The 20,459-nt window shown below is 67.1% G+C and carries 16 protein-coding genes and 1 pseudogene; 9 read left to right on the forward strand and 8 right to left on the reverse strand.

Going from position 1 to position 20,459, the window contains the following annotated elements:
* Positions 1-128 precede the first annotated feature (128 nt).
* The 4 genes and pseudogenes from ABI214_RS11745 to ABI214_RS11760 all read left to right on the forward strand — a co-directional run bounded on the left by ABI214_RS11745 (position 129) and on the right by ABI214_RS11760 (position 5,544).
* A complete protein-coding gene (locus ABI214_RS11745) occupies positions 129-2,480 on the forward strand; it encodes an arylsulfatase (RefSeq protein ID WP_348610484.1) in 2,352 nt (783 codons plus the stop codon).
* A gap of 178 nt (positions 2,481-2,658) precedes the next feature.
* A pseudogene (locus ABI214_RS11750) lies at positions 2,659-3,048 on the forward strand (LuxR C-terminal-related transcriptional regulator); the annotation flags it as partial.
* 111 nt (positions 3,049-3,159) lie between these two features.
* Positions 3,160-5,220: a LuxR C-terminal-related transcriptional regulator gene (locus ABI214_RS11755; RefSeq protein ID WP_348611552.1), complete on the forward strand. Its 2,061-nt coding sequence runs from the start codon at positions 3,160-3,162 to the stop codon at positions 5,218-5,220.
* 90 nt (positions 5,221-5,310) lie between these two features.
* Positions 5,311-5,544: a hypothetical protein gene (locus tag ABI214_RS11760; RefSeq protein WP_348610487.1), complete on the forward strand. Its 234-nt coding sequence runs from the start codon at positions 5,311-5,313 to the stop codon at positions 5,542-5,544.
* Positions 5,545-5,550: 6 nt separating this feature from the next.
* On the opposite strand, the gene ABI214_RS11765 is transcribed toward ABI214_RS11760, so the two are convergent.
* Both ABI214_RS11765 and ABI214_RS11770 read right to left on the reverse strand, forming a co-directional pair.
* Positions 5,551-7,254, reverse strand: a complete 1,704-nt coding sequence (locus tag ABI214_RS11765; RefSeq protein ID WP_348610490.1) for a SulP family inorganic anion transporter — start codon at positions 7,252-7,254, stop codon at positions 5,551-5,553.
* Between the two features lie 34 nt (positions 7,255-7,288).
* Positions 7,289-7,666: a hypothetical protein gene (locus tag ABI214_RS11770; RefSeq protein WP_348610493.1), complete on the reverse strand. Its 378-nt coding sequence runs from the start codon at positions 7,664-7,666 to the stop codon at positions 7,289-7,291.
* Positions 7,667-7,892: 226 nt separating this feature from the next.
* Here ABI214_RS11770 and leuA point away from each other — a divergent pair, with 226 nt between their 5' ends.
* Entirely contained in the window at positions 7,893-9,701 is a 1,809-nt protein-coding gene (leuA, locus tag ABI214_RS11775) for a 2-isopropylmalate synthase (protein WP_348610496.1), read from the forward strand.
* Between the two features lie 140 nt (positions 9,702-9,841).
* Here the strand turns inward: leuA and ABI214_RS11780 are convergent, their stop codons facing one another.
* The 5 genes from ABI214_RS11780 to ABI214_RS11800 all read right to left on the reverse strand — a co-directional run bounded on the left by ABI214_RS11780 (position 9,842) and on the right by ABI214_RS11800 (position 15,607).
* Positions 9,842-11,029, reverse strand: coding sequence for an AI-2E family transporter (locus ABI214_RS11780; RefSeq protein WP_408587326.1), 1,188 nt, complete (start codon positions 11,027-11,029; stop codon positions 9,842-9,844).
* A 37-nt stretch (positions 11,030-11,066) separates the two neighbouring features.
* Positions 11,067-11,555 (reverse strand): DUF1269 domain-containing protein, encoded by a 489-nt coding sequence (locus ABI214_RS11785; RefSeq protein WP_348610499.1) that lies wholly within the window; start codon positions 11,553-11,555, stop codon positions 11,067-11,069.
* A 110-nt stretch (positions 11,556-11,665) separates the two neighbouring features.
* Positions 11,666-13,075, reverse strand: coding sequence for an aldehyde dehydrogenase family protein (locus ABI214_RS11790; RefSeq protein ID WP_348610502.1), 1,410 nt, complete (start codon positions 13,073-13,075; stop codon positions 11,666-11,668).
* A 183-nt stretch (positions 13,076-13,258) separates the two neighbouring features.
* Positions 13,259-13,648: a hypothetical protein gene (locus ABI214_RS11795; protein WP_348611558.1), complete on the reverse strand. Its 390-nt coding sequence runs from the start codon at positions 13,646-13,648 to the stop codon at positions 13,259-13,261.
* Positions 13,649-13,768: 120 nt separating this feature from the next.
* Positions 13,769-15,607, reverse strand: a complete 1,839-nt coding sequence (locus tag ABI214_RS11800; protein ID WP_348610505.1) for an alkyl/aryl-sulfatase — start codon at positions 15,605-15,607, stop codon at positions 13,769-13,771.
* Between the two features lie 173 nt (positions 15,608-15,780).
* Between ABI214_RS11800 and ABI214_RS11805 the strand changes: the two genes are divergently transcribed.
* The 4 genes from ABI214_RS11805 to ABI214_RS11820 all read left to right on the forward strand — a co-directional run bounded on the left by ABI214_RS11805 (position 15,781) and on the right by ABI214_RS11820 (position 19,326).
* Entirely contained in the window at positions 15,781-16,161 is a 381-nt protein-coding gene (locus tag ABI214_RS11805) for an SHOCT domain-containing protein (RefSeq protein WP_348610511.1), read from the forward strand.
* 136 nt (positions 16,162-16,297) lie between these two features.
* Entirely contained in the window at positions 16,298-17,536 is a 1,239-nt protein-coding gene (locus tag ABI214_RS11810; protein ID WP_408587383.1) for a Mur ligase family protein, read from the forward strand.
* Entirely contained in the window at positions 17,529-18,242 is a 714-nt protein-coding gene (locus tag ABI214_RS11815; protein ID WP_348610522.1) for a type 1 glutamine amidotransferase, read from the forward strand. Before ABI214_RS11810 ends, ABI214_RS11815 begins: the two co-directional genes overlap by 8 nt.
* A gap of 139 nt (positions 18,243-18,381) precedes the next feature.
* On the forward strand, positions 18,382-19,326 hold the full coding sequence (locus tag ABI214_RS11820) for an alpha/beta hydrolase (RefSeq protein WP_348610525.1): 945 nt from the start codon (positions 18,382-18,384) through the stop codon (positions 19,324-19,326).
* 200 nt (positions 19,327-19,526) lie between these two features.
* Here the strand turns inward: ABI214_RS11820 and ABI214_RS11825 are convergent, their stop codons facing one another.
* Positions 19,527-20,429, reverse strand: a complete 903-nt coding sequence (locus ABI214_RS11825) for an oxygenase MpaB family protein (RefSeq protein WP_348610530.1) — start codon at positions 20,427-20,429, stop codon at positions 19,527-19,529.
* Between the last annotated feature and the right edge of the window lie 30 nt (positions 20,430-20,459).

Consider the following 20,459-nt stretch of genomic DNA (forward strand, 5'->3'; position numbering starts at 1 on the left):
CACGGGATCATCCGGACTCACACGCTGCGGGTGAAGCCGGAAGTCGAGCGCGCGGGCCACGATGAGACCGCCCATACGTCCGCGGACGCGCTGCCCGGACTGGATCTCGATGTCGGAGGGGATAATTCATGACCGGGAGCAAGAAATTCAAGGGTGTCATCAACCTGGACGTCCGGGACTCGACGTCGGATTGGGATGCATTCCTGCCGGACAGGGCACCCGAGGGCGCGCCCAATGTGCTGGTAGTCCTCTACGACGACACCGGAATGGCCGCGTGGTCCCCCTACGGTGGCCGGATCAACATGCCGACGATGGACCGTCTCGCCGAGAACGGGCTGACGTACACGCAGTGGCACACCACGGCGCTGTGTTCGCCGACCCGCTCGACGTTCCTGACGGGACGCAACCACCACCTCAACGGCTTCGCCTCCATCTCGGAGTCGTCCACCGGCTTCCCCGGTTACAACTCGCACATCCCGCCGTCCAACGCCACGATGGCGAACGTGCTGCGGGACGCCGGATGGTCGACGTTCTGGGTCGGCAAGAACCACAACGTGCCGATCGACGAATGGACGGCCGGCGCGTCGAAGAAGAACTGGCCGCTCGCGCAGGGCTACGACCGGTTCTACGGGTTCATCGGCGGCGAGACCAACAACTGGTACCCCTCGCTCGCCGAGGACAACCACTACATCGAGCAGCCGTACTCCCCGGAGGAGGGGTACCACCTCTCCAAGGACCTCGCAGACCAGGCGTTGAAGATGATCCGCGACGTCAAGCAGACCGAGCCGGAGAAGCCCTGGTACCTGTGGTTCTGCCCCGGCGCGAACCACGCCCCACACCACGCTCCCGAGGAGTACATCGCCAAGTACAAGGGCATGTTCGACGACGGCTACGAGGCCTACCGCGAGTGGGTGCTCGGTCGGATGATCGAACGCGGCATCCTGCCGGAGGACACCGACCTCACACCGCTGAACCCGATGCCCGACGGCACGTTCTCCCCCACCGACGAGGTCCGTCCGTGGGCCGAGCTGGACGACGAGGAGAAGGCCATGTTCAGCCGCATGGCCGAGGTGTTCGCCGGCTTCTCCGAGTACACCGACGCGCAGGTGGGCCGGATCGTCGACTACCTCGAGGAGTCGGGCCAGCTAGACAACACGCTGATCATCTACTGCGCCGACAACGGCGCCTCCGGCGAGGGCAGCCCGAACGGATCGGTGAACGAGGGCAAGATCTTCGGCGGCTACCCCGACGATCTCGAGCAGAATCTGACGATGGTCGACAAGCTCGGCAGCCCGGACACCTACAACCACTACCCCACGGGCTGGGCGGCCGCGTTCTCCACGCCGTACAAGATGTTCAAGCGCTACACCTACCAGGGCGGGGTCTGCGACCCGCTGGTCATCCACTGGCCGGCCGGCATGAAGGCGCGCGGCGAGATCCGCCACCAGTACCACCACAGCACCGACATCGTGCCCACGATCCTCCAGGCCTGCGGTGTCGAATTCCCGGACACCTACAACGGTGTCGAGCAGGCCCCGCTGTCGGGCGTGTCGATGAAGTACTCGTTCGACGGACCGGCCGACGGGCCCACCGCCAAGGAAACGCAGTACTACGAGATGTTCGGCCAGCGCGGTCTGTGGCACAAGGGTTGGAAGGCCGTATCCGTGCACGGCCCGGTCTCGGGCATCAGCAACTTCGACAAGGACGAGTGGGAACTGTTCCACGCGGATGTCGACCGTGCCGAGGCCCACAACCTGGCGGCCGAGCACCCGGACAAGCTCGAGGAGCTCAAAGCGCTCTGGATGGCGGAGGCGAAGGTGAACAACGTGCTGCCGCTGAACGACCTGCAGATCATCGGCAACCCCAAGGACTTCGAGACCTTCGTATCGATGGAGTTCCACCAGCCGGTGCCGCCGAGCGGACAGTATGTCTACTACCCCGGCACGTCCGAGGTGCCCGAGCGGTCGGCGGCGAACGTGCACGGCGTGTCGTACAAGATCCTCGCCGAGGTCGACCTCACACCCGATTCGCAGGGCGTGATCTTCGCGCACGGTTCCCGGTTCGGCGGCCACTCGCTCTTCATCAAGGACGGTGTCGTCACCTACGCGTACAACTTCCTCGGTATTCCGCCGGAAGACCGCATCTCCGCGCCCGTGCCGACGTCGGGCAAGCACATCATCGGCGTCGAGTTCGTCAAGGAAGGCATGGGACCGAACCGCGAGGGTCTCGGCCCGCTCAGGTTGTACATCGACGACAAGCAGGTCGGCGAGCAGAAGATCCGAACCGTTCTGGGCCATTTTTCGCTCTGCGGCGAGGGATTGTGCATCGGCTACGACAGCGCCGATCCCGTATCGAGTGCGTATCCCGAGCCGCGCTTCGAGTTCCGGGGCGGTGAGATCCAGAAGGTCGTGTTCGACGTCGCCGACGACGCTTACATCGACGTCGAAAGTCACCTCGCGGCAGCAATGTCAAGAGACTGATCGGTATTTACACGGCGCGAACCGCCTGCGCGGGTTAGAATTCCTCCGCTGCAGGCGGTTCGTCCGTTCCATCCGGTCCGGGTACTCGTTATGTGGGGAGGCATGTCGGGTGTCGATCACGCAAGACGGGAGTTACGCTGCGAGTGCCGATATTCCGGTGTTCCGCAGTGATCGGGTCGTGCCTCGGTCGCGTCTGCTCGACGCGCTCGATACGGCCCTCACCAGGCCCGAAGACTCGACATCCGTCGTACTCGTCTGTGCGCCAGCGGGATCCGGAAAGACCACATTCCTCTCGGACTGGGCACACCGAACACGCGCGAAGCCCGAGAGACCGATGGTCGCGTGGACGACCATCAACGACAGCGACGGCGTTTCGCACTCTCTACATACGGAGCTCGTTCGAGCGTTCGAGAACACGGACCATCCGGAGATCCGTCGAATTTGCCGGGGTCTTCCGAAACCTACCGCTGCACAGCGCCTTCCCATCGTGCGACCGCTACTCGATCTCGGCGAACCGGTCTGGCTCGTTCTCGACGACGCCCATCTCCTTCACGACCCGGATGCACTCGCCGATTTGGAGGAACTCCTCCGAATTCCATCGCAGCACCTACGCGTCATCGTGTGCGGGCGTTTCGAACCACCGCTCGCCTTCCAGAAGCTGCGACTCGAGAGTCGCGTCATGGACGTGACGTTCGACGATCTCGCCTTCACCCCCGAGGAAGCATCGGCCATGCTCGGCGAACACGACGTCGCACTCGAGCCGGACGATCTGTCGGCACTGATGGCCCGAACGGAGGGCTGGGCAGCAGGTATCCGACTCGCCGGCATGTCCCTTGCCGGACATCCGGATCCGACGTCGCTGATCGAGAACTTCACCGGATGCCGCCGCGCCGTCGCCGACTACCTCATCGAGCAGGTCCTTGCGGGCCAGAGCGAAGAGATCCGCCAGTTCCTGATCAAAACGTCGGTGCCGTCGACGTTCACGGCTGCACTGGCCGAGGAACTCACGGGGTGCACCGATGCCCATTCGATCATCGACCAACTCGAGCGTCGAAACTTCCTCATCAGCCGAATCGAGAGTTCCCCCACTCAGTTCCGCTACCACCCACTGCTGCGCAGCTACCTGCGTGCCGAGATCAGTAGGCTCGGCCACCGAGCGGTGATGGACCTCGAACACGTCACGGCCCGGTGGTACGCGGAGTTCGGCGACGCACTGCTCTCACTCGAGCACGGCATCACCGCCGGAGACGTATCCGATGTCGAGTCCGTCCTCACCGAATCGGGCCTCGCCCTGGTCCTCGACGGTCACGGCGAGGCGGTCGAGCGTCTCGTCGCCGACGCTCCCCGCCCGATCCGCGACCGGACGATCGTCGGCCTCGTGCGCGCAGCGTCCCAGCTGCACTCCGACAACCCGGCGCCCGCGGCGTCGATACTCGGCGCGGTCCAGCCGGGCAACCACAACGGAACAGACATCTACGCAACACTCTTCGAGCAGGCTCTGCGAATCCAGGCATCCATCCACACCGGCGACATCGCCGGCGCTCTGGAGCGTTCGGCGAGCGCGGACGCGATGACGCCGGTCGATCCGCGCCTGGACTCCTTCGTGGCCCTCCAGCGCGGTCGCGGGCAGCTGCATCTGGGCCATCTCAGCCTCGCCGAGGACGACCTTCGTCGAGCGCGCGCCCACGCGCGTGAGGTCGATGCCGCGCTCATCGACGCACAGGCGTCGGCGGCGCTCGGCGCCGCGGCCCTGAGTCGCGGCTCGCTCGGCGAGGCTCAGAGCTTGGCGGCCCACAGTCGTGCCGCGACAGTGGATGCCGACCCGCACACGTCGGCGGACACGCGCCGGGCGATCCTCCTCGAAGCGATGTGCCACTACCTGCGGAACGACACCACGCGGGCCGTCGAACTCGCGAGCGCGGTAGCACCGGGCACGGACGACACCACCGCACCGATGGCCCGCGAGAGTGCCATCGCCACGGCGCTGTTCGGTGTCGATCTCGCCGAGGACCGGCGTGCCGCGGTCTCGGCCTTGCACACGGCCAGCGTCACCGGCCGTGCGGCACCACAACCCCCCGGACTACTCGCGGCAGTCCTTCCGTCGATCCAGTTCGCTTACCTGCACATCGGTGAATCAACTTGGGCTCGTGAGCTTTTCGGGGTCGCATCGGAGATGCTCGGCCGAACCGGAGACATCGCACTGCTCGAGGCGGTCCTGCACCTGTGCGCCAATCAACTCGAGCGGGCACGAACCCTGCTGCACCCCGTTCTCGACGGTGAACTGTCGTGCAGGGCCGCCACCAACATGGTGACGGCGTGGCTCCTCGAGGCCGAGATCGCCCGACGCCGCGCCCACGAGTCGCGCGCCCACGATGCACTCGTCGAGGCCCTACGCCTCGCCGAACCCGAGGGTGTTCTGCGTCCCTTCCACGACATGGCAACCGCAGCCCGGGAGTTGTTGTCCGCCAGCCGTGGTCGATTCGGCGCGCGAGACTCCTTCGCCGATCTGGTGTGGGCGTCGTTCCCCCGGACGACCGTCACGACGGCCGAACAGCTCACCCGACGCGAGCTGGAACTGCTCGCGGAGCTTCCCACGTGGCGCACCGCCGAGGAGATCGCGTCCGACCTGTGCGTATCGGTCAATACCGTCAAGACGCATCTGCGGGGCATCTACCGCAAGCTCGGCGTCACCACGCGACGCGACGCCGTCGCCGCCGCCCACGACCACGGGCTGCTCTGAGGGCTCGGATTCACCATCGGCGGGTGAGGTGCGAGCCCGGCGGTCGAGGCATCCTCGGTGGACCGGAAAGCAATGAACAGAGGAGGCGTCATGGGCACTTCCGACTCGGGATGGCCGGCCACCGTGCGCTACGCCTTCCTCGTCGGCGGTGAACTGTCCGAGCGAGTACTCGCGGCCTTCCCGGAACTCCAGGTGTCGGAGACTGCGCACGCGCACACCACCCTGTACGGCCCCGTCCGCAATCCCACCGAACTGCGCGGCATGCTCGCCCGCTTCGACGCCCTGGGCCTCACGATCATCGAGATGCGCCGTCTGCCCGACTGAGGCGGATCAGTCGTCGGTTCGCTCGGTCACCCGCACCAGTCGGTGCTCGGCGGCGTCGAACGCCCGTCGCGTCGACTCCCCGATCGTGCCGGTGGCCGAATAGACTTCCAGCGCAAGGCCTTGGCCGGCGAGGCGGTCGTCGTCCCAGTCGCGGGAGACCGGCTCAGCGATGCCGCTCAGGTACAGGCGCCCGCCTGCCGCGTCGAGACGTTGCGCGTAGTCACGGAGGACGGACAGGAACGTCGCCCCGAACGTGGTGCGGCCCCGAAGTCGCAGAATCACTTCCGGGTTCGCCGCACCGGACGGATCGGGCAGGCGAGCCTGAAGGGTGCGGGCGCCCGCGTAGAAGAGACTGCCGTAGACGTCGAGGACGACTATCTGCCCGTCGGCGAGGGTCCGCGGCGCGGGCTGCTCCCGCAGCGTGCCGTCATCGGCCGGAACCAGTTCCACCACCGACAGGTCCATCGCCTCCTGGTTGAGCTGCAGCAGAAGCGACAGCGCGACACCGATCCCCACCGCGGCGGCAACGGGAAGCAGCAGCGTCGCAACGAAAGTCGTCACGAGCGCGATTTGGGAGCTGGGCCCGGTCTGCAGGATCACCCGGATCACGCCGGGCCGAATGGAGCCGACGGCGGCGAAGATCAGCACCGCGGCCAACGTCGGCATCGGCACCTTGCCGACGAGCCCCGAGAAGACGACCAGGATCACGAGCATCCATACGCCCGACCACACGGCGCCCCACCGGCCGCGCGCCCCCGCGGTCGCGTTCAGCGCCGTCTGGCCCACGGACCCGCCCACGGGCATGCCCCCGAACAGCGCCGCGCCGATGTTGCCGACGCCCTGCGCCGAGAAGTCGGTGTTCGCGTCGGATCGGCTGCCGTCCCGATTGGGCGCGGACTCGGCCACGCCGGCGCCCTGAACCAACACGATCACCGCGACCGCGAGCGCTCCGCCCAGCAGTTCGAACGAGAACGCGCCGAAGTCGGGCAGCACCGGCAGCGGCAGCCCGGTCGGGATCGTCCCGACGTCCGAGACCCGGTCGACGGTGTCCCACCCGAGCGCGATCACGACGACGCTGGGGACCACGAGCGCCAACAGCGAACTGAACAACGCCAGTCGTGTGCGGGCGAGGACCACCATGAGGAGCAGTGCCGTCGCTCCGGTGACCAGCGCGCGCCAGTCGATGCCCGACGGGTTGGAGATCACGTCGAAGAACTTCGCCGCCGCGACCGATCCACTCGCGTCGGCCCCGAGCAGGTCAGGAACCTGCCCGAGGACGATGTTCACCGCGATGCCGGTCAGGAAGCCGGTCATCACCGAGTGCGACACGAAGCGGGTGTAACGACCCAGGCGCAGCAACGCTGCCGCGGCCATGATCAGGCCCGCGATCAGCGTGAGCAGCACCACCGCGCCCGATCGGTCCTCCTCCGGGAGGTCCGCGACCGCCGATCCGGCCGCCAGGGCGGCGGCGCTGGTCGTGGTGATCACCATCAGTTTCGTGCTGGTCTGCAACCCGCCGAAGAGCGGACCCGCGAAGCTCGCGTACAGCCCGTGGACCGGGTTGACACCGGCGAGCACGCCGGACGCCATCCCGTCCGGCACGCTGCTGATCGCCCCGGGAATGCCCGCGATCAGGTCGTTCTTGAACGAACCCCGCTCCGGAAGACGTGAGCGCACCCATCGCCGCACGGCACCGACCACACCAGCCATGCGTGCAGTGTGCGGAACCGCGGCGGCCGCGTCCTCACTCCCGGGGGATGAGGTTCTCCCTGCCGACGAGACGGATCTTGGCGTCGATGCGGTGGATGCGCGGGTCGTCTGCCGGGATGCGGAACGTCTCGTGGACGTGCGCGGTGACCAGTGTGCGACCGAACAGGCCGGCGTCGATCAGGTAGTCGGCGATCACGTCGTCGCCCTCGACCCGGTAGCGCTCCTGGCGAATCGCTCGAATCACGCGGAACTGCGGGCCTCGGGAAAGGCTGCGGCGCAAATGGTTCCCCGAAAAGCCGGTTTTCAGACCGACCTCGTAGCGCACCGCGTTCGGCGCGTAGGGCACTGAATCTCCGTCGTGGCTGAGCAGGGCGGCGACGTACGTCCGGGCCGCTTCGAGCTGTGCAGTCATGGGTCACAGTCGACCACGTCGACCCCACTTCGAGTGTGAATTTGATCCCCACCGCTCACGTGCTATCGGGGCACAGGGGTACAGTGCCTTCTATGCAGCGCGCGCTCCTTCTTGGGTGCCGCGGCGGGTTCTGACCAGACTGGCCACCCGTCGCGGGTCCTCTCGTGCGCCGGTCGCCTCAGCTGTAGGACTCGTACGTCCTCACTCGAACCTGGAGATCAATCCCATGTCCCCCGCTGACGCCTTTACTTCCGGATCGCGAACCATCACGCCGCCGTCCAAGCCTGCACCCGCTGATCAGCCGGTGTGGAACACCCAGAAGAACTCGTCGATGCCGACGTTCCGCTACCGCTCGTTCGGTGAGGAGGTCGAGCCCGTCTCGCTGCCCGACCGCACCTGGCCCGACAAGGTCATCGACCGCGCCCCGCAGTGGTGCGCCGTGGACCTGCGTGACGGCAACCAGGCCCTGATCGACCCGATGAGCCCGGCCCGCAAGCGCCGCATGTTCGAGCTGCTGGTGCGGATGGGTTACAAGGAGATCGAGGTCGGCTTCCCGTCCGCGAGCCAGACCGACTTCGACTTCGTCCGCGAGATCATCGAGGACAACGCGATCCCGGACGACGTCACCATCCAGGTGCTGACGCAGTCGCGCCCCGAGCTGATCAAGCGCACCTTCGACGCCTGCGCCGGCGCGAAGAACGTGATCGTGCACTTCTACAACTCGACGTCGATCCTGCAGCGTCGGGTCGTGTTCCGCGCCGACAAGGAGACGGTCAAGAAGATCGCCACCGACGCCGCCGCACTGGTGCTGGAGGAGGCGAAGAAGCACCCCGACACCAACTGGCGCTGGGAGTACTCGCCGGAGTCGTACACCGGCACCGAGCTGTCGTACGCCAAGGAGGTGTGCGACGCGGTCGTCGAGACCCTGGGTGCCACCCCCGAGAACCCGGTGATCGTCAACCTGCCGGCCACCGTCGAGATGGCAACCCCCAACGTGTACGCCGACTCGATCGAGTGGATGCACCGCAACCTGGCCAAGCGCGACAGCATCATCCTGTCGCTGCACCCGCACAACGACCGCGGCACCGGTGTCGCGGCCGCGGAGCTGGGCTACCAGGCCGGTGCCGACCGCATCGAGGGCTGCCTGTTCGGCAACGGTGAGCGCACCGGCAACGTGTGCCTGGTGACGCTGGGTCTGAACATGTTCACGCGCGGCGTCGACCCGCAGATCGACTTCTCGAACATCGACGAGATCCGTCGCACGGTCGAGTACTGCAACCAGCTGCCGGTCCACGAGCGCCACCCGTACGGCGGCGACCTGGTCTACACCGCGTTCTCGGGCAGCCACCAGGACGCGATCAACAAGGGCCTGGACGCGATGAAGGTCGCGGCGGACGGCGGGGACGCCGACGTCGACGACATCGTGTGGGAGGTCCCCTACCTGCCGATCGATCCCAAGGACGTGGGCCGCACGTACGAGGCCGTCATCCGCGTCAACTCGCAGTCCGGCAAGGGCGGCGTCGCGTACATCATGAAGGCCGACCACGGCCTGCAGCTGCCGCGCCGCCTGCAGATCGAGTTCTCGCAGGCCGTCCAGAAGATCACCGACGGCGAGGGCGGCGAGGTCTCGCCGAAGGAGATGTGGGACGTCTTCTCCGAGGAGTACCTGGCCCCGGTCAACCCGCTGGAGCGCATGCGCCAGAAGGTGACGGCGGCCGAGGAGGACGGCGGCGTCGACTCGATCACGGCAGTGGTCAAGGTGGGCGGCGCCGAGCAGGAGATCTCCGGTTCCGGCAACGGCCCGCTGGCCGCGTTCGTCGACGCGCTGGGCACCATCGGCTTCGACGTCCGCGTCCTGGACTACTCCGAGCACGCGATGTCCGCCGGTGACGACGCACAGGCTGCGGCGTACGTCGAGTGCGCGGTGACGCTGCCCGACGGCACCAGCAAGGTCGTGTGGGGTGTCGGCATCGCCACCTCCATCACCACTGCGTCGCTGCGCGCCGTCGTCTCGGCGGTCAACCGGGCGCACTGAGTTTCGTAGCGAGAAGGGGCCGCACCCGTCAGGGTGCGGCCCCTTCGCCGTTCCGGGGTTCGGCCTGAGCGCCCATTCCTTCACCCCCGACGCGGAATCCCGCGCGAACTCTCGAGGAGTGGGTGCTCAGGCCGACGCGCTCAGGTGTCGGCTGCAGCGACGGGCACCGGCGGTTCGGAGTGTGCCCGGTCTTCGGCGGGCGGCGATTCGTCGCCCGGCGGTATCGGCTCGTCCGGGGCCTTCTCCCCGATCAGGACGTTGACCCAGCGAGTGGACGGGTCGATGTCGAGCAGCATCGCCTTGACCAGGAGCGTCAGCGGAATCGCGAGCAGGGCGCCGAGCGCGCCGAGCACCCAGGTCCAGAACACCAGCGACAGGAACGTCATCGTCACGCTGATGCCGACGGCGTCGCCGACGAACTTCGGCTGGATGATCGACTGGATGACGAAGTTGATCACGCAGTAGACGACGATCACCCACACCATCAGGCGCGGTCCGCCCTCGAGCAGCGCCAGCAGTGCCGGCGGGACGAGCCCGATGACGAATCCGATATTGGGGATGTAGTTCGTGATGAACGACAGCAGGCCCCACAGGATCGGCAACGGGACGCCCATCAGCCAGAGGGCCCCACCGTCGAGCACGGCGACGATGAGACCGAACACGGTGGAGACGACGAGATACTTGCGCGTTCCGCGAACGAAAGTCGACAGGGCGTAGGCGATTTCGGGCCGAGTGCGTGCGACGATCCGCATCTTGTCGTCCATCACCATGCCGTCGACGGCCATGAAGAGCAGCAACGCGAGAACGAAGAAGAGGTTCGAGAACACTCCGAGCAGACTCTGCAGGACCGATTCCAGGAGGCCGACGACCTTGCCGACGTCGATGCCGCTCAGGACGTTGTGGATCTGGTCGGCATTCACACCGGCGTTCGCCAGCGTCGAACGCAGACCATCGAGGAGGTCGTCGACGGTGTCCGTGTACTGCGGCAACTCGGTGGCAAGCTGCGCGGTCGACACCACCAACGCGCCGATGAGTCCCAGGAGAATCAGGTTCACCACGATCAGCGCGCCCACCATGCCGACCCACCTGGGGAGCCCTCTACGTTGCGCCCACGACTGGATCGGTTGCACAGCGATGGTGAGCATCAACGCCAGGAACACGGGGCCGAGGATCCCGGCGAACATCTTGATCCCGGCGATCGAGACGACCACGCCCGCGCCCGCCAGCAGCACGATCAGGCCCCGTGGGATCGCCCACGGTGCCGGCGCCAGAGACGGCGCCGGCACGGTGGACCCTGTCCGCATGGACGTCGATCTGCGTGAGAGCATCAGCATTCCCTCCCGAACGGAGAAGCGATCGACAGGGTCAGTCGGCGAAGACCTCGCGCAGGTGCGCTTCCTGCTCATGCGACAGGTTCGTGGAGATCAATTCGGCGTGCTGGCCATGGAATTCCTCGTGCACGCGGTCGAGCGTCTCGTCCGAGGTCAGGACGAACAAGGCCGACGTCCCCGGGGTGATCTGGTCCTTGAGGCGCTTGATGAAGTCGTCGTCGATCCCGACGTCGCTCAACGCCCCGCTCACCGCGCCGACCGCGGCGCCCACTACGGCCCCGATCAGCGGGATGAAGAACAGGATGCCGAACAACAAGCCCCAGAACGTGCCCCCCAATGCGCCGACACCCGCGAGGTTCGTGAGTTGGCGGGTCTTCGGCTTCTTCCGCCCCTCCGGCCAACTCACCACTGCAGCATCGTGAACGGAGATCAGCGCCTGCTTCTGGAGGTCGTCCAGCGTCGTGATCGCGGTGTCCGCTCCGGTCGGGGATGCGAACTTCCAGACAGTCAATGTTCCAGCCATGGGGCTCTCCTCGCACAGTGGGGTCTGGCCGGTCGGCCTCACCAGCACCGTACGAGCAGCGTCACCTAGACACCTCACACATTTCGGGTGAACGCTCGACAGGAGAGCAGCTAGACGATCCTGCGCAGGATCTTGATCTTCCGGTCCGTATAGGGCGGGTAGACCAGGCTGGGGTCCGGCTTGAAGGGCTGCACCAGTACGCCCTTTCGATGGCTGAACGTCTCGAAGCCCCACTTGCCGTTGTAGACGCCGATACCGCTACCGCCGACCCCGCCGAACGGCAGTCCCGGCACCGCATAGTGCACCGCGGCATGGTTGACGACGGCGCCGCCCGAACTGATCTCGGACAGCAGTCGACGTCGGACGGCGGGTGACCTGGTGAAGAAGTAGGCCGCGAGGGGCTTCGGTCGGGCGTGCACGAAGTCGATGGCCTCGTCCAGCGAATCGACCGTCAGCACAGGCAGAATCGGCCCGAAGATCTCTTCGCGCAGGACCGAATCGTCGGGATCGGGGTCCACCAGCACGGTCGGCTCCATCGTCAGCGTGGTCCGATCCGCTCCGCCGCCGAACACTACCTGGCCGCTGGTGCGCGTCAAATATCCGGTGAGGCGGGCGAAGTGCCTCTCGTCGACGATCCGCAGTCCGAGAGACATAGCGCTGGAACGGAATTCGGTGATGATTCGAACGAGGCGATCCACCAGAGCGTCTCGAACGGCTCGATCGACCAGCACATAGTCGGGTGCGAGACAGGTCTGACCCGAGTTGACGAGCTTCGTCCACGCGATGCGGCGCGCCGTAACCTCGAGGTCCGCGTCCCGGGTGACGATCGCCGGACACTTGCCACCGAGTTCGAGGGTCACGGGCGAGAGCCGTTGGGCCGCGCCGGCCATGACCTTCCTGCCGATCTCGGTGCCGCCGGTGAAGAACACGTGGTCGAACCCCTGCGCCAGGAGTTCCTGCGTGACGCTCGCATCACCCTCGGTCACGGCAATGGCGTCGGAGTCGACGTATTCGGGAAGCAGTCGGGCCAGCAGACGCGACGACTCCGGGGCGATCTCGGATGGTTTGACCACCGCGCAGTTCCCGGCCGCCACCGCGGCGACGAGCGGATTGAGAGTGACCGCGACCGGGTAGTTCCACGCCCCGATGACGAGCACCACCCCGAGTGGCTCGTACTGCACCCAGCCCACAGCGGGCATCCGATTGAGCGGCACGGGTTGCGGCCGTCGACGCATCCACCAGCGAACCCGTCTACGCGCGTATGCCGCTTCGTTTCTGACGGTGGAGATGTCGGTGAGAAAGGCTTCGACGGGGGCACGGTCGAGATCCGCGGCGAGCGCCCGGACGATCTCGTTCTCACGCTCGACCATCATGCGCTCGATGCCGCGCAACTGTTCGATTCGCCAACGCGCGCTCCGTGTCCGGCCGGTGGCGTACACCCGGCGAAGGCTGTCGACGACCTCTGCGACGTGGGCACCCGCAGCGGTGGTGTCGGGATTCGTGGTCAACTCGTTCGTCATGGCGGACCCGCCTCGATGTCGAGTGAGGAGCGCCTGGCGCACAACGATATTGGACAGGGGCGCGTGCGTCTTCGCGTCCGTCCTCACAACCGTTCGATCGGGGCCGAGCGCCCCGCGTACATGTCTTCGACTGTCGTCGTCGATCGCGTGCCCGTCAAGACCCCGCGCCCGGTTACAGTCCGATCAATGACGCGGCAATTCGTCCGGAAACCGGTAGTCGCAGCCGAGTTCGTCGGTGGACCGCGTCCCCCACTCGTCGCGGAACCACGCGACGCACGCGTCGGCGACGAGTCGGACGTCGCGGGTGAACAGGTAGCCGTCGGTGCAGTCGGCGAAGTGGTCGTCGAAGAACCAGTGGTCCAGCGGCAGTCCGTCGACCGAGTAGTCGGCGAGCGTGAGCGGGTCGAGCACGTTGCGCGACCTCCGGAGCAGCAGCACACCGTCGTCGAGCACCTGGATCTGCGCGCACACGACTTCGTCGCCCTCGTCGTAACTGCGATACCCACTCGGCCCCATCTCGAGCATGAACGCCACGGGTTGGTCGGTCAGCGAGTCGACCAGCCAGTCGACCATTCCTGCCCACGAAACCCCCGACGATCGCGCATAGTCGGCCACCGTTCTCCCTCCCTCGGTCAGCGACCCGTCCCCGACGAACCTATCGGTCGGCTACGACACCTCGGCGGGCACACCTCCTCACGGCGTCACGATGGCGAAGCCCGGATCCGGGTCGTCCAGATAGTTCGCGAACTCGCTCAGTCTGCGGACATCGCCCACCGCGTCGACACGCCCGTCGGCGATGGCTTCGGGCAGGTCGACCAGGCCGAGCAGGACCCCGAACAGCAGGGAACGCGTGATGATGAACCGGGCGTCCGGATCGGGGGCGGGCCGGGCGTCATCGAGGTCCCAGTGCACGAGCACGCCGTTGCGCAGTTCCATCCGGTGCACGCGTTCGTCGTCGCTGATGTCCCAGTCGATCACGATGCGGGCGTGCCACGCCTTGGGTCCGTCGACGCGCAGCGAGATCGCGTCGAACAGTTGCTCCACCGACAGGGTCCGAGCCAGGTCGGGCGCCGCGACCTGGGTCGTGGAACTGATCGGGCCACCGCGCAGTTCCATCGCTCCCGTGAGGTAGAAGTTGCGCCAGGTGGCGTTCTCGGCACGGTACCCGAGTTGTTCGAGTGTGGCGGCCTGCAGCTCGCGGGCGTCGTCGTTGTCGGGATCGGCGAACACGACGTAGTCGACGACCTGCGCGACCCATCGGAAATCACCGTCCGCGAACGACTTCCGCGCCTTGCGCAGCACCTCTGCGGAACCGCCCATGAACTCAACGTGCCGCTTCGCCGACTCGACGGGCGGATACTCCCACAGGTGTGCGGGATTGCCGTCGAACCATCCCGCGTAACGCTGGTAGATCGCCTTGACGGTGTGGCTGTCCGAACCGTAGTGGCCCCGTGCGTGCCACGACTTCCCGAGCGCGGGCGGCAGCTCGATCTCCTCGGCGATCTCGATACCGGTGGCGCCCTGGTTCATTCGTCGAACGGTCTGATCGTGCAGGTAGGCGTACCGGTCCCGCTGCCGGGCGAGGATCTCGGTGAGCCGCTCGGTCCCCCATGTGGGCCAGTGGTGGGACGCGAACAGCACGTCCGAGTCGGCCGCGTACCGATGGATCGTGTCGGTGAGATGCTTGGCCCGCACATGCGGATCCCGCACCTGTGCGCCACCCAGAGTGAGGGGGTTGTGCGGGGTGTGAGTTGCGTTCTCCGCCATGCACAGCGCCCGTCGGTCCGGCAGGTGGACGTTCATCTCCGCCGGAGCCTCGGTGCCCGGCGTCGGCTGGAACTCGAACCGCACGCCGTCGAGCGTCTCGGTGTGGCCTGTGTGTTCGACGAGGACCGTGGGCGCGATCAGCGTGACGGTTCCGGTCGACTGGGGCCGGCCGAGGCCGGACCGGACCGACCCGCGTGGGTTCCGCGGCAGCGCCGCCCCGTTCGCGTACACGGCGCGGCGGGACGTCGCCGTGCCGACGTACACGTTCTGGGAGACCGCGTGTTCGACCAGGCCGGCCGGCGCGATCACCGGGCAGTGACCGCCCTCGACCGATTCGATGTCGGTGACGCCCTTGACGCCTCCGAAATGATCGACGTGCGAATGGGTGTAGATCACCCCGACAACGGGGCGGTCTCCGCGATGCTCCCGGTACAGCGCCACCGCCGCCGCGGCGGTCTCGGTGCAGCCGAGGGGATCGATGACGACGACACCGGTGTCGCCCTCGACGATCGTCATGTTCGAAATGCCCAGACCGCGAATCTGGTAGATACCGCCGCACACCTCGAAGAGTCCCCGCTCGGCGTGGAGGTACGAGTAGGAGTCGTTGTCCCACACGACGGTCCCGTCGTCGTCCCGGATCGCGCTGGGAGCCATGGCCGCGACGAAGCCCCGCTCGACGTCTGCAGTGTCCGCGTCGGGCAGGGATGCCACGGACGGCGCGTCGGCCGCGGCGATCTCGGGTGTCGCATCTGCCGGAACCGTCATCGCGAAGCCCCAATCGGAAGTCACATTCGTGGATCGGTTCCCGTCAATCATCACCCGTTCGTCGATTATTCGCCGCGACTTGGATTTCACCCGCCCCGAATGACGCGATTGAGCCGTCGTCTGTGTCACAGTCAGATGCACTCTCGACCGATCATGTGAATGGAGCTGTCCTCATGGACTCTTTCTGGGATTTTCTCTGGGTGATTCTCGTCAGCTTCGCGTTCATCGCGTACCTGATGCTGCTGTTCTCGATCATCACGGACCTGTTCCGGGATCACAAGAGCTCCGGCTGGGTCAAGGCGATCTGGGTGGTCTTCCTGATCATTCTCCCGTTCATCACGGCGCTGATCTACCTGATCGTCAAGGGCGACGACATGACGAAGCGCTCCGTCCGGGCCGCCCAGCAGATGCAGGACGCGCAGGACTCCTACATCCGTCAGGTCGCGGGCAAGTCCAGCGCCGACCAGATTGCCGACGCGAAGGCCCTGCTCGACGCCGGAACCATCACGCCGGAGGAGTTCCAGTCGCTCAAGGCCAAGGCACTGGCGAGCTGACGCTGCGATTCCACGTCGCGATGCCGCGTCCCACTGTGGGGCGCGGCATCGCCGTTTCCGGACGTGGCGGCCGCGACACCGCAACGCGTCCCTTTCCCGCCTGTGGAAAACTCGGCACGTGGGAACTAGCACTCGGATGACACTGCGGGGCCGTCTGGCACTACGCGCGGCGGCTGCTGCGGCGTGGGCGTCGCAGAAGGCCGGCCGCGGCAAGGGCTCGATGATCGGCGGCCTGATCGCCCTCAAGATCGATCCGACGCTGATGCAGCAGCTCGGCCGCGGACGCCGCACCGTCGTCGTGACCGGCACCAACGGCAAGTCCACCACCACCCGCATGACCGCGGCGGCGCTGGCGACCGTCGACGAGGTCGCGACGCAGGCCGACGGCGCGAACATGGACGCCGGTATCGTGGCCGCGCTCTCTGCCCGCGTCGACGCGCCGCTGGCCGCGCTCGAGGTGGACGAACTGCACGTCCCGCACGTGTGTGACGCCGTGAACCCCGAGGTCGTGGTGCTGCTGAACCTGAGCCGCGACCAGCTCGACCGGGTCGGCGAGATCAACATGATCGAGCGCAAGCTGCGCGCGGGACTCGAGCGCCATCCGGACGCGATCGTCGTCGCGAACTGCGACGACGTCCTGGTCACATCCGTCGCCTACGACTGCAAGAACGTGATCTGGGTGGCCGCCGGCGGCGGCTGGGCCAGCGACTCCGTCAGCTGCCCGCGCACCGGCGAGCCGATCGTGTGGGACGGGCCGCACTGGCGCAGCACCGGCTCGGATTTCGCGCGCCCGACGCCCGACTGGTGGCTCGACGACGACAATCTGTACGGGCCGGACGGTCTCGTGATCCCGATGAAGCTGACCCTTCCGGGCAAGGCGAACCGCGGCAACGCGGCGCAGGCCGTGGCCGCGGCGGTCGCGATGGGCGCGAAGGCGGAGGACGCCGTCGCCGCCGCGTCGATCGTCGAGGAGGTCGCCGGCCGGTACAGCACCGTGCAGGTGGGTTCGCACTCGGTGCATATGCTGCTGGCGAAGAATCCGGCCGGCTGGCAGGAGGCGCTGTCGATGATCGACCACAGCGTCGACGGCCTCGTCATTGCCGTCAACGGGCAGGTGCCCGACGGCGAGGACCTGTCTTGGCTGTGGGACGTGCGCTTCGAGCACTTCGAGGGCGTCAAGGTGGTGGCGGCCGGCGAACGTGGCACCGATCTCGCGGTCCGATTGACGTACGCGGGCGTCGAGCACACCCTCGAGCACGATCCCATGCGGGCGATCGCTTCGTGTCCGCCCGGACGGGTCGAGGTGCTCGCGAACTACACGGCCTTCCGTGACCTGAACACCGCAATCGCCAAGGAGAACAGCCGCGATGTCTGAGTCCACGGTCCGTATCGGCCTCGTCCTGCCCGACGTCATGGGCACCTACGGCGACGGCGGCAACGCCCTGATCCTGCGGCAGCGCCTGCGCATGCGCGGCTACGACGCCGAGATCGTCGACATCACCCTCAGCGATCCGGTGCCCGAGTCGCTCGATCTGTACACCCTGGGCGGCGCCGAGGACTCGGCGCAGCGGCTCGCGACGCGGCACCTCAAGACCTACCCGGGGCTGCAGAAGGCGGCCGAGCGGGGCGCCCCGGTGCTGGCGATCTGCGCGGCGATCCAGGTCCTCGGCCACTGGTACGAGACCTCGGCCGGCGAACGCGTGGAGGGCGTGTCGATGCTCGACGCCACCACGTCCCCGCAGGAGACGCGCTCGATCGGCGAGGTCATCACGACGCCCCTGATCGACGGTCTCACCGCTCCCCTGTCGGGCTTCGAGAACCACCGCGGTGGAACGACTCTCGGCGCCGACGCCAAACCAGTCGGCCGCGTGACGCACGGCGTGGGCAACGGTGTCGGCGACGGGCTCGAGGGCGTCACACAGGGTTCGGTGATCGGCACCTACATGCACGGTCCCGTCCTGGCCCGGAACCCGGAGTTCGCCGACCTGCTGCTGAAGCGCGCCCTCGGCGTCGACGAGCTGCCGCCGCTGGATCTGCCCGAGGTGGACCTGCTGCGCCGCGAGCGGCTGCGGGTGCGCTGAGACGCCGGTCCCGGCAGACTGCGCATCGTCCCGCCAGGCGGGAGGGTACGGTCCGTCCGGTCCGTGCCCTTCCTAGCCTGGATCTCGTTGCAGCACACAACTTCCCCGATTGTGCTGTCGCCGAGACCCAGGAGGCGCCTTGATCGATCGCATCCATCCCGAGCTGCGGCCCCTGCTGCCGACGCTCCCCCAGGTGGACATCACCGACCCCGTGGCGTTCCGCGAGCGGCAGCGGATCCGTGCAGCCGAACTCGCGGCGAACGTCGTCCGCCCTCACGACCTGACCGTCGTCGACCGCCTCGTCCCGGGGCCGGCGGGCGCACCGGAGGTGCCCGTCCGCATCTACACCCCCGCCGGCAGCTTCTCTGCCCTCGGCGCCCTGGTCTGGTTCCACGGCGGCGGCTACGTCTTCGGCGATATCGCGGCGTCGGAGCGCACGTGCGTCGAGATCGCGAGCACCGTGGGGTGCGTCGTCGTCAGCGTCGAGTACCGCCTCGCACCCGAACACCCCTATCCGGCCGGGTTGGACGACTGCTTCGCGGCTCTCACCTGGGTCGCGGCGCATGCCGACGAACTCGGCGTGGATTCGGAGCGCCTGGCCATCGGTGGTGTCAGCGCGGGTGCAGGACTCGCCGCGGCACTGGCGCTGCGGGTACGCGACGAACAGGGACCGCGGCTCGTCTACCAGCTGTTGGACAACCCGATGCTCGACGACCGTCTGGAGACGGCATCGGTCAACGAATTCACCGACACGCCGTTGTGGTCCCACGGCCAGGCGGTGCTGGGCTGGAACTTCTATCTCGGTGACCGATCCATGGACACGCCGCCCCATGCCGCAGCGGCTCGCGCGGACGACGTCTCCGAGCTCCCGCCGGCGTGGATCGCCGCCAACGAGCTGGATCCGTTGCGCGACGAAGCCATCGAATACGCGCTCCGTTTGATGCGGGCGGATGTCCCCGTCGAACTGCACCACCGGCCTGGAACCTTCCACGGATCCAACGCGTTTCCCGGGGTATCGGTCTCGGACCGAACGCGTGAGGACATGCACCTCGGCCTGCAGCGGGCGCTGACGAAGACGGCCTGAGCTCGAAACTCCCCCAAACAGGGGTGTGGCCGGGAATGCTTTCACACCCTCGGCCGCATCTCTGTTTCACGAGCCTTTCACCGTTACCGACTACTCACTCGATCCGCACTACTGATAGTACGCGCAGAAGTGGGCCCCGCAATGCCTCGAGCAGCAGTTTTCCGAGTTGTGACCGTAGTCGGGCGGATGTGGCCGATGCGTTACACGAGGCTTCGTCCCGAGCGGATCCGCCACCGCAGATCGCGCATGAACAAGCGACTGGGGAGATGCCGGACGAAGCCGGGTATGAAGCGGTTCACGAATGCGACGAAGACGAACAGATGCTCGAAACGGCGACGGTCGTCGTCGCCCCATTCGATGCCCAGCTGTTGCCGGAACAGCGGCGGCAGGAACCCGGCCGTGAGGAACTTCAGCAGGTCCCCGAACGCGAACCGCAGCGGCCACGCCACCATGCGTAGCCCGATCAGCTCGGTCAGGTAGTCCCGCACGGTGTCGTCCATTGCGACCCGCTCACACGCGATGTTCCAGTACCGGTCGAAGTCGGCGCGGGTGGCCGGCCACATCTCCTCGGTGACCTGCAGCGTGGTGCCGAGCGTCGACGACGACCGGTAGAACTCCTCGGCCTGTTCGGGTGTGAGCTTGCCATGCAGCAACTGGTGCGTGTCCTCGAAGCCGACGAACAGGCATGCGGCCACCCACAGCTGCAGTTCCCGGTCGAACGCGTTGTACGCCACCGGGCTGTTCTCGTCCGACCGCACGTGCCGGTGTGCGCCGTTCACCGCCGCCCGGTAGGCGCGACGCTCGTCGTCGGTTCCCAGGATCGCCACCGACAGGTACGTGAACGTGGTGCGGGCGCGCTTCCAGGGGTGCCGGAAGAGACTGCCGGACTCGACCTTGCTCTCGACGACGCCGCGGCCCACCTCGGGCCACGACAGTTGCATGACGACGTTCGCGGCGCCGCCGGCGAACGCCCAGAAGTCGAGGGCGTCGGTGATTCGCGTCGGGCGACCGGCGCGCCGTGGGGAGCGGTCGATCCGAATGCGTGTGAGCTCGTTGGTCAATCGCGGTTCGGATCCGGCGAGATCGAGGTATCGGGTCGGCACGGGGGCTCCTCCCGGTCGGGCGGATGTCGT

Origin of the sequence: Prescottella soli (assembly GCF_040024445.1) — a bacterium.
GTDB classification, from domain to species: Bacteria; Actinomycetota; Actinomycetes; order Mycobacteriales; family Mycobacteriaceae; genus Prescottella; species Prescottella soli.